At 64.9% G+C, this 13,037-nt stretch carries 9 protein-coding genes and 3 pseudogenes; 9 read left to right on the top strand and 3 right to left on the bottom strand.

The window, feature by feature from the left end; translation table 11 throughout:
- The first annotated feature begins 62 nt into the window (after positions 1-62).
- Positions 63-1,712, top strand: a complete 1,650-nt coding sequence (locus FOM02_RS25190; RefSeq protein ID WP_027558759.1) for a glycosyltransferase family 39 protein — start codon at positions 63-65, stop codon at positions 1,710-1,712.
- Between the two features lie 128 nt (positions 1,713-1,840).
- A complete protein-coding gene (locus FOM02_RS25185) occupies positions 1,841-2,620 on the top strand; it encodes a class II aldolase/adducin family protein (RefSeq protein WP_027558758.1) in 780 nt (259 codons plus the stop codon).
- Positions 2,621-2,985: 365 nt separating this feature from the next.
- On the opposite strand, the gene FOM02_RS25180 is transcribed toward FOM02_RS25185, so the two are convergent.
- The 3 genes and pseudogenes from FOM02_RS25180 to FOM02_RS25170 form a co-directional block, all read right to left on the bottom strand.
- Entirely contained in the window at positions 2,986-4,380 is a 1,395-nt protein-coding gene (locus FOM02_RS25180) for a M20/M25/M40 family metallo-hydrolase (protein WP_027558757.1), read from the bottom strand.
- A gap of 66 nt (positions 4,381-4,446) precedes the next feature.
- Complete coding sequence (locus tag FOM02_RS25175) at positions 4,447-5,778, bottom strand: glycosyltransferase family 87 protein (protein ID WP_027558756.1); 1,332 nt, start codon at positions 5,776-5,778, stop codon at positions 4,447-4,449.
- A 123-nt stretch (positions 5,779-5,901) separates the two neighbouring features.
- Positions 5,902-7,523: pseudogene (locus FOM02_RS25170) on the bottom strand (helicase HerA-like domain-containing protein).
- A 347-nt stretch (positions 7,524-7,870) separates the two neighbouring features.
- Here FOM02_RS25170 and FOM02_RS25165 point away from each other — a divergent pair.
- The 7 genes and pseudogenes from FOM02_RS25165 to FOM02_RS25135 all read left to right on the top strand — a co-directional run bounded on the left by FOM02_RS25165 (position 7,871) and on the right by FOM02_RS25135 (position 13,027).
- Positions 7,871-8,236 (top strand): hypothetical protein, encoded by a 366-nt coding sequence (locus tag FOM02_RS25165; RefSeq protein ID WP_027558754.1) that lies wholly within the window; start codon positions 7,871-7,873, stop codon positions 8,234-8,236.
- Between the two features lie 26 nt (positions 8,237-8,262).
- Positions 8,263-8,562 (top strand): annotated as a pseudogene (locus FOM02_RS25160) (DUF4332 domain-containing protein); the annotation flags it as partial.
- Between the two features lie 333 nt (positions 8,563-8,895).
- Positions 8,896-9,756 carry a dihydropteroate synthase gene (gene folP, locus FOM02_RS25155; RefSeq protein ID WP_027558752.1) on the top strand — a complete coding sequence of 287 codons (861 nt, stop codon included), beginning with the start codon at positions 8,896-8,898 and terminating at the stop codon, positions 9,754-9,756.
- Positions 9,753-10,121 carry a dihydroneopterin aldolase gene (gene folB, locus FOM02_RS25150; protein WP_027558751.1) on the top strand — a complete coding sequence of 123 codons (369 nt, stop codon included), beginning with the start codon at positions 9,753-9,755 and terminating at the stop codon, positions 10,119-10,121. Before folP ends, folB begins: the two co-directional genes overlap by 4 nt.
- A 1-nt stretch (position 10,122) precedes the next feature.
- On the top strand, positions 10,123-10,614 hold the full coding sequence (gene folK, locus FOM02_RS25145) for a 2-amino-4-hydroxy-6-hydroxymethyldihydropteridine diphosphokinase (protein WP_027558750.1): 492 nt from the start codon (positions 10,123-10,125) through the stop codon (positions 10,612-10,614).
- Between the two features lie 81 nt (positions 10,615-10,695).
- Positions 10,696-12,566: pseudogene (locus tag FOM02_RS25140) on the top strand (methylmalonyl-CoA mutase family protein).
- Positions 12,563-13,027: a GFA family protein gene (locus FOM02_RS25135; RefSeq protein ID WP_027558748.1), complete on the top strand. Its 465-nt coding sequence runs from the start codon at positions 12,563-12,565 to the stop codon at positions 13,025-13,027. Before FOM02_RS25140 ends, FOM02_RS25135 begins: the two are co-directional and overlap by 4 nt.
- Positions 13,028-13,037: the final 10 nt, after the last annotated feature.

Raw genomic sequence — 13,037 nt, 5'->3', positions numbered from 1 at the left:
TCCGGGGAGCAGGCCCGCGCGCACCAGCAGGGCCGAGAGGGGATTCCGGGTCACCAATAGCCATGACATCCATCACGACTTCGGCGATCGACACGCCTCAGCGGCGCTCGGTCGAACGGACTTGCGACGATCTCGCCATGCTGGTGCTGGCCGCGGTCGCCGTCATCGCAGGTTTGACTTTCCGCGACTACGGGCTCGGCTGGGACGACTACACCCACGCTGAATATGCCGATCTGCTGCTGCGCATGTACGGTTCCGGCTTCAAGGACACCGCGGCGCTCTCCTTTGCCAACCTCTATATGTATGGCGGCGGCTTCGACATGGTCGCGGCCCTTCTTCACAAGGTCATTCCGCTCGAGCTGTTCGAGACCCGACGCCTGGTCGGCGCGGTCGTCGGCGTGATCGGGCTTGCGGTGACGTGGCGGCTCGGCCGCCGCATCGGCGGGCCTCTTGCAGGCCTTGCCTCACTCTTGCTGCTCGCGCTGTGCCCGATCTTCTACGGCCACATGTTCATGAACCCGAAGGATGCGCCTTTCGCGGTGGCCATGATCATCCTGATGCTCGGCCTCGTCCGGCTCGCGGAGGAATATCCGCAGCCATCGCCGCGCACGATCCTGATCGTCGGCTTGGGGGCCGGCCTTTCGCTCGGCTGCCGCGTCCTCGGCGGGCTTGCGCTGGTCTACGCCATGGTCGGCTTCATGCCGCTGTTCCTGGAGGAGCTACGCAGCGAAGGCGCCCGCGAGGCAGCCCGCCGCTTCGCCCACGTCGTCTACGTGCTGCTGCCCGGCCTCGTGTTCGGCTATCTCGTGATGGGCCTGATCTGGCCGTGGTCGATCATGGAGCCCGGCAATCCCTTCGAGGCGCTGACCTACTTCTCGCACTTCTTCGAGAAGCCCTGGAAGGAGATGTTCGACGGCGCGATCGTGTCCGTGCCCGACATGCCCTGGTCCTATCTGCCGACGCTGTTCGCGCTGCAGCTGCCCGAGGTGATGCTGGTGCTGATGGGCGGGGCCGTGATCAGCACCTTCGCGCTGCTGCCGCGCCGCGGGGTCCCGGCCCGCCGCAAGACCATCCTGTTGATGCTGACGCTGGCTGCGACGCTGCCGCTCGCGATCGCGATGGTGAAGCGGCCGGCGCTGTACAACGGCATCCGCCATTTCGTCTTCGTGATCCCGCCGATGGCGGTGCTCGGCGGCGTCGCTTTCGCCTGGACCATGGAGCGCCTGCGCGCCAACCACCGCACCTGGCAACCGGTCGTGCTCGCGACCTTCTGCTTCGGCCTTGCGCTCTCGCTTGCCGAGATGATCCGGTTGCATCCCTATCAATACACGCACTTCAACCACATCGCCGGCACCGTGCGCGGCGCCGACGACCGCTTCATGCTGGACTATTGGGGCCTTGCGCTGAAGCAGGCCTCCGACGAGCTGCGCGAGCAGCTGGTCGAGCGCCAGGAAGTGCCCCCGGTCAATCGCAAATGGAAGGTGGCGGTGTGCGGTCCGCAGCGCCCGGCGCAGGTCGCGCTCGGCCCCGACTTCACCATCGGCTGGGATTCCAACGCGGCCGATTTCGCCATGACGCTCGGCGAGTTCTACTGCAAGGGCCTCACCGCGCCCGTGATGGTCGAGATCAAGCGCGACGACGTCGTGTTCGCCCGCGTCTACGACATCCGCGGCCGCAGTATTTCCAGCCTGCTGTCGGTCCCGGCGCCGTAATAGTTTTCTCCAGCGCAGCCCGCTCCATGCGGGCGACGCTGAACTGCCGCGCTCCTGGCGCGCCTTGCCGCCGCTCCAGACCAAGACTACGCTCCCTCCCCGCAACAACGATGTTCGGAGAGATGACCATGTCACCAGCGGAAGCGCGCCTGAAGGAAGTGCCGTCGAACATGACGGAGGCCGAGTGGCAGCAACGGGTCAATCTCGCCGCCTGCTATCGCCTCGTTGCGCTGTACGGCTGGGACGATCTGGTCGACACCCACATCTCCGCACGCGTGCCCGGCCCCGACCATCACTTCCTGATCAACCCCTACGGGCTGATGTTCGACGAGATCACGGCCTCGAGCCTCGTCAAGGTCGACCTGCACGGCAACCAGCTCACCGAGAGCGAATACAGCATCAATCCGGCCGGCTTCACCATCCATTCGGCGATCCACGAGGTGCGCGAGGACGCGATCTGCGTGCTGCATCTCCACACCCTCGATGGCACCGCGGTGTCGAGCAGCGCCGAAGGCCTCTTGCCGCTGAACCAGACCGCCCAGCTCGTCACCCACGACCTCGCCTATCACGACTATGAAGGCATCGCGCTCGATCACGATGAGCGGCCGCGGCTCCAGAAGGACCTCGGCGACCACAACCACATGCTGCTGCGTAACCACGGCACGCTGACGGTCGGCCGCTCGGTCGCTTCCGCCTTCGAGCGCATGTATCACCTCGAGCGCGCCTGCTCGATGCAGGTGCGCACCCGCGCGCTCGGCACGCCGGTCTATCCGGTTGAGGAGATCGCAATCGAGAAGAACACCGAATTGCTGTCGAACCGCGACCGCGCCGAGCTGCGCGCGACCAACCTCGTCTGGCCGCCGCTGCTGCGCAAGCTCGACCGCGAGCTTCCGGGCTACCGATCTTGAGATTTTCGGGATTTGGTGTAGGATCGCTTTCGAACGACCTCTGCACGTTTTGGAATGAAACGCCGCCCAATCCCGGGCGGCGTTTTTATTCGGGCTGGCGGTCGCAATCACCATCACCGTCACCCTGAGGTGTTCGCCTCTTCGGCGAGCCTCGAAGGGCGACGCCCGGCTGCATCGGGGCCGTGCATCCTTCGAGGCTCCCGGCGCGATGCTAGAGCATCGCGCCACTCGCACCTCAGGATGACGGGAGACGCAGTCTCGTAGGGTGGGCAAAGCGAAGCGTGCCCACGTCTTCTCCTTTGGTAATCACTGAGCGATGGTGGGCACGGCGCGTTGCGCCTTTGCCCACCCTACGGCACCTCGTCTTATTTCACCTCCGCCAGCGCGGCGAGGATGCGGGCCCAGGAGCGGATGCCCTTCTGGAAGCTGCGGAGGTCGTACTTTTCGTTCGGCGAGTGGATGTTGTCGTCGTCGAGGCCGAAGCCGACCAGCAGCGAATCGAGGCCAAGGGTGCGCTTGAAGTCGGCGACGATCGGGATCGAGGCGCCCGAGCCCATCAGCACGGTCTCCTTGCCCCATTCCTCCGCCAGCGCCTTGCTGGCCGCGGCGAGCGGCTTCATGTTCCAGTCGAGCGCCACGGCGGGCGCGGCGGAATGGTCGCCGAACTCGACCTTGCAGTCGCCCGGAATCCGCGCCGTCACGTAATCGCGGAACGCCTTGCGGATCTTCTGGGGATCCTGCCCCTGGACCAGCCGGAACGAGACCTTGGCCGAGGCATGCGACGGGATCACCGTCTTCGAGCCCTCGCCGATATAGCCGCCCCAGATGCCGTTGACGTCGCAGGTCGGACGCGTGGAAGCCTGCTCGACCATCAGCCGCCCCTTCTCACCAGCGGGGAGCGACAGGCCGACCGGCTTGAGGAACGACTCCGGGGTGAAGTTGAGCTTCTTCCACTGCTCCAAGACCTCCGGCGGCGTATCCTTCACGCCGTCATAGAAGCCGGGAATGGTGATGCGGTTGTCGTCGTCGAACAGGCCGCCGAGGATTTTGGTCAACACCCGGATCGGGTTCATCGCCGTGCCGCCAAACACGCCGGAATGCAGATCGCGATTGGCCGCGGTGATCTTCACCTCTTCATAGAGCAGGCCGCGCAGCGCCGTCGTGATCGCCGGCGTTTCCGGATCCCACATGCCGGTGTCGCAGACCAGCACGTAATCAGCCTTGAACTCGTCCTTGTTGGCCTCGACGAACGGCACGAAGTTCTTCGAGCCGACCTCCTCCTCGCCTTCGATCAGGAAGGTGATGTCGATCGGCAGCGAGCCCGTCACCTTCTTCCAGGCGCGGCAGGCCTCGACGAAGGTCATGACCTGACCCTTGTCGTCCTCGGCGCCGCGCGCGACGATGATCTTGCGGCCATCGGCATGGTTAGTGACGACGGGCTCGAACGGCGGGCTGTGCCAGAGGTCGATCGGGTCGACCGGCTGCACGTCGTAATGACCGTAGAAGATCACATGCGGCCGGCCGCCCGCTCCGGTCTTGCCGACGACAGCGGGATGGCCGGCGGTCGGCCTCACTTCGGTTGAGACACCGAGGCTCGCAATGTCCTTGGCGAGATGCTCGGCCGCGGCCTTGCAATCGCCGGCAAAGGCCGGATCCGCGGAGATCGACTTGATCCGCAACAGCGAGAACAGACGCTCCAGGCTGTTGTCGAAATCCTTGTCGATGTGGTCGAGCACGGATTGAAGCTGCGCATTGGCCATGGTCGTCTTCCCTGCTTTCGAGTCCCGAGACATCGGGTGCTCAAGATGCCTGTTCAAGATGGCTCTTCAAGATGGCTTGGCTTTTAACTCCGGCACAGCGCCAGAGCCAGCCGCAACCGGCGGATGGCGGAGGTGCCATGCAAGGCTGCCGGCGAGAATGCCGGTGGCGGCAAGATTGTTGCCCCAGGCCTGGATCACGTTGGGAAACCAGGGCAGCGCCAGCAGCATGAGGATGCCGGCAGCGGCCAGCGCAAGCCAGGTTCCCAGCCGCACATTCGCCCGTTCGTCGAAGGCGGCGCGATGCATCAGCACCGTCATCGGGAAGAACAGCCACATGAAGTAGTATTGCCGCGCCAGAGGCGAGGCGATCGTCATCAGGCAGAACAGGATGCCGAGCTCCTCGGCATCCGATCGCGCCGTTCGCCGCGCTTGCCGTGGCATCACCGCGAGGAAGCCGAGCCCGAGCAGAGCCGACACCGCAAGCACGATCCAGTTCGCCGTCTTGTAGTCGACGTCGATGACATTCATCGTGCGCGGCGGCTTGTTGGGATCCTCCTGATTGTAGTTGATCGGCCGGACCAGGCGATGCGTCACCGCAATGATGGACTGGTTGACCCACGACCAGTTCTGCTCGTCGCGCTGGCCAAAGCCCTTTTCCGAACTCGAGCCGACCATGCCCTGATACCAGGTCGCAAGCTCGGCCGCGTTGCGCTCGAAGCCGCGGATCGGCGCCGGCACGACGTAAAGAAGGATGCCGGTGAAGGCGACCATGGCGCCGACGGCCACCCATTTCCGCCGCCAGACCAGATAAGGCAGCACCGCGATCGGAAACACCTTGATGGCGGTGGCGAGCGCGAACATGAAGCCGGCGAGCCAGGGACGCTGATGCTGCAAGTTCCAGAAGCCCCACAGCATCATCGCGAGCAGGACGAGGTTCGGCTGGCCGAGGTCGAACATGTCGAACGTAAAGGTCACGGTGACGATGACCGGCAGCGCCTCCAGCCAGGGGCCAGCCTTGTGGCCCGATCCAGTCATGACGTTGGAGAGGGTCCCGGTGTACCACCACGCCAGCGCGTTCAGGATGGACAGCACGGTGTAGAGCGCGATCTTGCCGAACCAGCTCGGGATCGCGAGCAAGATCGCGGACAGCGGCGGATAGATGAAATCGAACTGGTGATGGACGTCGCTGGGATAGAGCGGCGCGCCGTGCAGCACCTGCTGCCCGGCCCAATACCAGAGCGCATAATCCTTGGTCTTGCCGTTGTGGCCGAAGAACTCGGGACCGAGGACGTCGGCCGTCAGGATGAAGCAGCAGAGCAGGAACAACAGATCCAGCGGCGCGCGCAGCGACAGGCGTCGCGGCAGATCAGGCTTGGGTAGCGGGTCGGTCGAGGTCACGGTGTGGTCCAGTTCGGCAAAGGGATAGGGCGTAGCAGACTGGGGCAGGCTTGGAGAGCCCCCTCACCTGAAATTATGGTGGTGATGGGCTTGACGAGCCCGCCTCAAACCCAGCTTGTCTGCCTAGCGGCGCAGCAGCCCGCCGAGCGCGCCGCGGACCAGCGTGCGGCCGATGGAGCCGCCAAGCTGGCCGGCGACCGATTTGCCGATATTGGCCGCCATGCCGCCGATCACCTGGTTGGTCACCGATCGCGTCACGTCGCGCGCAATGACCTGTCCCGTCGACAGGCGGCCGCGCTTGACATTGGTGCCGAAGATGGTGCCGACGATCGAGCCGATCTGGCCGAGGATACCGCCGCCTCCGCCGGCCGCGCCGGCATCGGCGGTCGCCGCAGTGCCGGCGATGCGCTTCTGGATCATCTCATACGCCGACTCGGCATCGACGGCGGTGTCGTATTTGCCCTTCACTGGACTTGCATCCATGATCGCCTTGCGCTCTTCCGGAGTGATCGGCCCGATGCGGGCGACGGCGGCCGGATCATCACGCGCTCGACCATCGCCGGTGTGCCATTGCCTTCGAGGAAGGACACCAACGCCTCGCCCTTGCCGAGCTCCATGATCACCTTGGCGGTGTCGAGCTTGGGGTTGGGCCGGAAGGTCTGGGCCGCAGCGATGACCGCTTTCTGGTCGCGCGGGGTGAACGCGCGCAGCGCATGCTGCACCCGGTTGCCGAGCTGTCCCAGCACGCGGTCGGGCACGTCGATCGGGTTCTGCGTCACGAAGTAGACGCCGACGCCCTTGGAGCGGATCAGGCGCACCACCTGCTCGATCTTGTCCAACAGCGCCTTCGGCGCGTCGTTGAAGAGCAGATGCGCCTCGTCAAAGAAGAACACCAGTTTCGGCTTCGGAAGGTCGCCCGCTTCAGGCAGCTCCTCGAACAGCTCCGACAGCATCCACAGCAGGAATGTCGCGTAAAGCCGTGGAGACTGGAGCAGCTTGTCGGCAACGAGGATGTTGACCATGCCGCGGCCGTCGCGGTCGGTCTTCATGAAATCTTTCAGCGTCAGCGCGGGCTCGCCGAAGAATTTGGTGGCGCCCTGGTTCTCCAGCACCAGCAGCTGGCGCTGAATGGTGCCGACCGTGGCCTTGGTGACGTTGCCAAAACCCTGCGCCGCCTTCTTGATGTCGGCGAGCGGGCTTTCCTCGGCATCGGCGCTTTTCTTGCCGGCATCCGGCACGATCGCGTCGAGCAGCGCGCGCAGATCCTTCATGTCGATGAGGGTGAGGCCGGCGTCGTCGGCGACGCGGAAGGCGACGTTGAGCACGCCTTCCTGCACGTCGTTCAGGTCGAGCATGCGCGCCAGCAGCAGCGGCCCCATTTCCGTGACGGTCGCGCGCACCGGATGGCCCTGCTCGCCGAACACGTCCCAGAACACCGTCGAGAATTGGTCAGGCTGGAACGTCAGCCCCATCTCGGTGGCGCGCTTGACGATGAAGTCCTTGGCCTCGCCGACCTCGGAGATGCCGGAGAGATCGCCCTTGATGTCGGCCGCGAACACCGGAACACCGGCGCGCGCAAATCCTTCCGCCATGACCTGCAGCGTCACCGTCTTTCCGGTTCCGGTCGCGCCGGTGACGAGGCCGTGGCGATTGGCGAGCGCCAGCGTCAGCCATGCCTGCTCGTCTCCCTTGCCGACGAAGATCTTGTCGTCGGTGTCGCCGAGCTTGCTGTCCTGTGCCGTCATTATTCTCTCTGATCTCTCTGCCGAGTTTCGCGTATTGAAACTGAGCGAACCTGTTCCGTAGTTTAACGCATGTCGCGCGCCGATTGAAACCGTTCAACGGGCCCCGCGCATGCGACATAGCCGGAAACATACCGGCGGCATCAGCCAAAAGTAGGAACGGTGCGTTCGCACCGCGGCATTTTTTCGCTGTTTCCGTCTTCGCTCTTGCACCGTTGCAACACTTTTCGCGCCTTCGAGAGTGAATCGGAACGTCTCATGCGTTCATCGCTTGTAATTCACACCACACCGGCTCAAGATCATTTTCGAAAGTAATACTCCGGCGTGCAACCGGTTGAGGGGCGGGTCTAATGGACGAGCTGATCGGGCGGCTGGCGACAAACGCCAGCATAGATAGTGCTATGGCTGAAAAGACCGTGGGCATTATCCTGGGCTTCCTCCGTAACGAGGGTCCTTCCGACAGTGTGCAAGCCCTGATCGATCAGATTCCCGGCGCGGAAGCCGCGATCGAGGCATCCAGGAGCAGCGGCGGACTGTCGCGGCTGATGGGCGGTGGCCTGATGGCGGTCGGCACGCGCCTGATGAGCCTCGGACTTGGCATGTCCGAGATTCAAAATGTCGCCCGTGAACTTTTCCGCTACGGCCGAGACAAAATCGGAGCGGATCAGATGGGCAAGATCATTGCGGGGACGCCAGGCCTCAGCCAGTTCGCCTGAGCGACGCTTTTTTCATATCGAATATCATGACATATCCGATTTCCGAGATTGAGGGCCTGCCTGCTTTTGCCGCCACCAAGCTGAAGGCGCAGGGCATCCGCACGACCGACGCGCTACTCGAGGCGGCCTCGACTGTGAAGGGCCGCAAGGCGCTCTCCGCCAAGACCGGCATCAGCGAGCAGCTGCTGCTGGAATGGGCCAACGTCTCCGATTACATGCGCATCCCCGGCATGGGGCGTGCCAAGGTGGGCCTCGTCCGTGCCGCCGGCGTCACCACGGTGCGCGAGCTCGCCTATCGCAATCCGGCAAGGCTTGCGCAGAGCATGCGCGAGGCGAACGAGAGGAAGAAGCTCGTCCGCATCCTTCCTTCCGAGAAATCGGTCGCGACATCATCGCCAAGGCCAAGAAGCTGCCGCCGAAGATCACGTACTAGCCTGCTTACTCTCTCCGTCATCCTGAGGTGCGAGTGGCGCGATGCAAAGCATCGCGCCGGGAGCCTCGAAGATGAGCGGCCACGCTGGCTGCCACATGGAGAGAGCCGGGCCGTCGCCCTTCGAGGCTGGCCGAAGAGGCGAGCGCCTCAGTGTGACGGTCACAGAGGGCGCGCTGGCGCCAATCCCGCTCTTGACTCCCCCTCCCCGGCCGCTAAAGCCACCGGCATGAATGCCTCGCCCTCCCCATCCGTCCCGCCGGCCGGCTCGGCCGGGCTTGATGCGCTGCGGACGCTCGTGGGCCGGCCCATTCCGGCGGTGATGGGCGTGCTCAACGTCACCCCGGATTCCTTCTCCGACGGCGGCGAGTTCATCGCGCCCGAGCAGGCGCTGGAGCGGGCACGGGCGATGATCGCCGATGGCGTCGACATCATCGATATCGGTGCCGAATCCACCCGGCCCTACAAGGGCGCGAAGGCCGTCACGGCCGAGGACGAGCTGGCCCGGCTGAAGCCGGTGCTGGCGGGCGTCGTCGCGCTCGGCGTGCCGGTGTCGATCGACAGCATGAAGGCCGAGGTCGTCGCCTTCGCGCTCGATAAGGGCGCAGCGATCGCCAACGACGTCTGGGGCCTGCAACGCGATGCCGGCATGGCGCCGCTGATCGCCGCAAGAGGCGTCCCCGTCATCGTCATGCACAACCGCGACAGCGTCGATCCCGCCATCGACATCGTCACGGACATGAAGGCGTTCTTCCTGCGCTCGCTCGACATCGCCGCAAAGGCCGGCATCGCGCGCGAAAAAATCGTGCTCGATCCCGGCATCGGCTTTGGCAAGACCGCCGAGCAGAGCATGACGGCGCTGGCGCGCTTACGCGAGCTCGACATGTTCGGCCTGCCAATTCTGGTCGGCGCCTCGCGCAAACGCTTCATCGCCTCGGTGTCGCCGTCGGAGCCGAAAGAACGGCTCGCCGGCTCGATCGCCGCGCATCTCATCGCCGCGCAAAAGGGCGCGAAGATCATCCGGACCCATGACGTCGCCGAGACCCTGCAGGCCCTGCGCGTCGCCAACGCAATCGAGAGCAAGCAATGACCGACACGATCTTCGTCACCGGCCTGTCGATCCATGCCCGCCACGGCGTGATGGATCACGAGACCGAGGTCGGCCAGCGTTTCGTCATCGACCTCGAGCTCTATACCGACCTGTCGGAGCCTGCGCGCACCGACCGGCTCGCCGATACGGTCTCCTACGCCGAAATCGTGGCGACCACGACGGCGGCGTTCAAGAACACCAATTACAAGCTGCTGGAAGGGGCCGCCGGCGCGGTCGCCGATGCCATCCTGTCGCACTTCCCGCGCATCCGTGCGGTCAAGATCACCGTGCACAAGCCGCATGCGCCGATCGCCGCGATCTTCGACGACGTCGGCATCATGCTGACGCGCTCGCGGCACCCCTGACATGGCGAGCGTGCTGATCGCACTCGGCGGCAATGTCGGCGATGTCCGCGCGACATTCAAAAAGGCGATCTCGCACATCTGCGGCATGGCACAGGCCGCAATGATCGCGCGCTCCGCGGACTACGCGACGCCGCCCTGGGGCGATGAGGACCAGGATCCCTTCATCAATGCCTGTGTCGAGATCGAGACCGATCTCGATCCGCACGCGCTGCTGTTCGTGATGCAGAAGGTCGAGCAGAAGTTCGGCCGCACGCGGGAGAAAGACCGGCGCTGGGGCCCGCGTACGCTCGATCTCGACATGATCGCCTATGACGATGTTTCCCTGCAGAAGCCCGATCTGACCTTGCCGCATCCGCGCCTGTTCGAGCGCGCTTTCGTGCTGGTGCCGCTGGCCGAAATCGCACCCGATCGCGTCATCGCAGGCATTCGTGTGCGTGACGGGCTTGCCAGCGTCTCGACGCAAGGCATTGAGCGGCTTCCGGATACCGGTTAACCAAAAACAACCGTTTGCAGGGACGGTTCGGCGTGGCAATTTCGCCTGCGAATAACAAGCCGTTTGGGAGCCCTTGGCCGTATGACCTCCGTGACCGACGACCTGCCGCTGGCGGCCGATTTTCCCAAGGCGACCGTCGAAGACTGGCGCAAGCTGGTCGATGGCGTGCTGAAGGGCGCGCCGTTCGAGAAGCTGGTCGGCAAGACCTATGACGGCCTCAAGATCGACCCGCTCTATCCGCGTGCCAAAGGCGTCGCACCGGTGGTGGGGCGGCCTGCGGCGGCACCGTGGCAGATCGTGCAGCGGATCGACCATCCCGATGCGGCGCTCGCGAATGCGCAAGCACTGACCGATCTGGAGAATGGCGCGACGGGGCTCGCACTGGTGTTCGCCGGCGCCAATGGCGCTCACGGTTTCGGCCTGGAACCTTCGGCCGAGCGATCGCAAAAATATTGAAGGACATTCATCTCGATGCCGACATCGGCATCGAGCTCGAGATCGGACCGCAATCGCGGATGGCCGCGATCCATGTCGCGGAATATGTCAAGAGCAACGGCCTCGATCCCGCCGCCTGCAACATCCGCTTCGGACTCGATCCGCTCGCGGCCGGCGCGGTCTGGGGCCATAGTCCTTATACCTGGGACGAGATCGTTCCCGCCGTCACCGGCGCGATCAAGGGCCTCGCCGCGCTCGGCTTCAAGGGGCCGTTCGCATCCGCCGACGGACGCGTGATCCACGATGCCGGCGGCTCCGAGGTGCAGGAGCTCGCCTTCGTGCTCGCCTGCGGTATCGCTTACTTACGCGCGATCGAAGGCGCCGGCATTCCGCTCGAGCAGGCGCAAGGCATGGTCTATGCGCGGCTTGCCGCGGATGCCGACCAGTTCCTGACCATGGCCAAATTCCGCGCGCTGCGGCTGTTGTGGGCGCGCATCGAGACGGCGTGCGGATTGACGCCAAAGCCGCTGTTCATCGCCGCCGATACGGCCTGGCGCATGCTGACGCAGCGCGACCCCTATGTGAACATGCTGCGCGCGACCATCGCGACATTCGCGGCTGGCCTCGCCGGCGCCAATGCGATCACGGTGCTGCCGCACACGCTGGCGCTCGGCCTGCCCGATCCGTTCGCGCGGCGGGTGGCGCGCAATACGCAGCTCCTGCTGCTGGAGGAAAGCAATCTCGCCAAGGTCAGCGATCCCGCCGCGGGCGCCGGCGGCATCGAGACGCTGACCGCGCAGCTCTGCGACGCAGCCTGGGCGCTGTTCCAAGAGAGCGAGAAAGCCGGCGGCGCCTTCGCCGCGCTTCAGCAGGGCCTGTTCCAGAGCAAGGTGGCGGCCGCGCGAAAGGCGCGCGATGCCAACATCGCAAAGCGCCGCGACGTGCTGACCGGCGCCAGCGAGTTTCCGAACCTGCATGAGAGCGAGACCGCGGTGCTGAAGGCAACGCCGGTTGCGCTCGCGCCCTACGGCGAGCAGAAACACAAGTTCGATCCTCTGCCGCCGATCCGGCTGGCGGAGCCGTTCGAGGCGCTGCGCGACAAATCCGATGCGGCGCTGAAGGCGCGCGGCGCGCGGCCAAAGGTGTTTCTGGCCAATCTCGGCACGCCCGCCGATTTCACGGCGCGTGCGACCTTCGCCAAGAGCTTCTTCGAAGCCGGCGGCATCGAGGCCCTCGACAGCGAGGGTTTTGCCGATCCAGCCAGGCTGGCCGCCGCCTTCAAGGCTTCCGGCGCCGAGCTCGCCTGCCTTTGTTCCAGCGACAAGGTCTATGCGGAACACGCCGAAGCCGTCGCGAAGGCCCTGCAAACGTCTGGCAGCAGACATATGTATCTCGCAGGCCGCCCGACTGATACCGAGGGGGCGCTGCGGGCTGCCGGCGTCACCGGCTTCATCTTTGCCGGGGCCGACGCGCTTGCCACGCTGCAGGACGCCTATCGACGGATGGAGCAGGCATGACCGAAGCAGGCAAACCAGTTCTCACCGGCGGCTGCCAGTGCGGCGCCGTGCGCTTTGCGCTGACAGCGACGCCAAACAAGATTTCGATCTGCCACTGCCGGATGTGCCAGAAGGCCAGCGGCGCGCCGTTTGCCTCCTTCGCCGACATCGAGAAGACGGACTTTGCCTGGACCAAGGGCACGCCATCGGCTTTCCAATCCTCGTCGATCGCGATGCGCGACTTTTGTGCCGCCTGCGGCACGCCCCTGAGCTTCCGCCGCGTCGATGGCCCGCGCATCGAGATCATGACTGGCGCCTTCGACCGGCCGGACCACGTGGTGCCGACACGGCAATATGGCACCGAATCCCGGCTCGGCTGGGTGGTGGGCATCGCCAACCTGCCGAGCCAGACCACGCAGCAGAACTACGGACCGGAGAAGATGGCGACCATCGTCAGCCATCAGCATCCGGATCATGATTGAGGATATGGTT

This window comes from Bradyrhizobium sp. SEMIA (assembly GCF_014844175.1).
Lineage (GTDB): Bacteria > Pseudomonadota > Alphaproteobacteria > Rhizobiales > Xanthobacteraceae > Bradyrhizobium > Bradyrhizobium arachidis.
The sequence above is the reverse complement of the archived record's forward strand: the minus strand, read 5'-3'. Positions and strand labels throughout refer to the sequence as shown.

Excerpts from the sequence above, each read along its gene's own strand:
- FOM02_RS25190 (WP_027558759.1), top strand. The coding sequence starts at position 63 with ATGACATCCATCACGACTTCGGCGATCGACACGCCTCAGCGGCGCTCG.
- FOM02_RS25185 (WP_027558758.1), top strand. The coding sequence starts at position 1,841 with ATGTCACCAGCGGAAGCGCGCCTGAAGGAAGTGCCGTCGAACATGACG.
- FOM02_RS25180 (WP_027558757.1), bottom strand. The coding sequence starts at position 4,380 with ATGGCCAATGCGCAGCTTCAATCCGTGCTCGACCACATCGACAAGGAT.
- FOM02_RS25165 (WP_027558754.1), top strand. The coding sequence starts at position 7,871 with ATGGACGAGCTGATCGGGCGGCTGGCGACAAACGCCAGCATAGATAGT.
- folP (WP_027558752.1), top strand. The coding sequence starts at position 8,896 with ATGAATGCCTCGCCCTCCCCATCCGTCCCGCCGGCCGGCTCGGCCGGG.
- folB (WP_027558751.1), top strand. The coding sequence starts at position 9,753 with ATGACCGACACGATCTTCGTCACCGGCCTGTCGATCCATGCCCGCCAC.
- folK (WP_027558750.1), top strand. The coding sequence starts at position 10,123 with ATGGCGAGCGTGCTGATCGCACTCGGCGGCAATGTCGGCGATGTCCGC.
- FOM02_RS25135 (WP_027558748.1), top strand. The coding sequence starts at position 12,563 with ATGACCGAAGCAGGCAAACCAGTTCTCACCGGCGGCTGCCAGTGCGGC.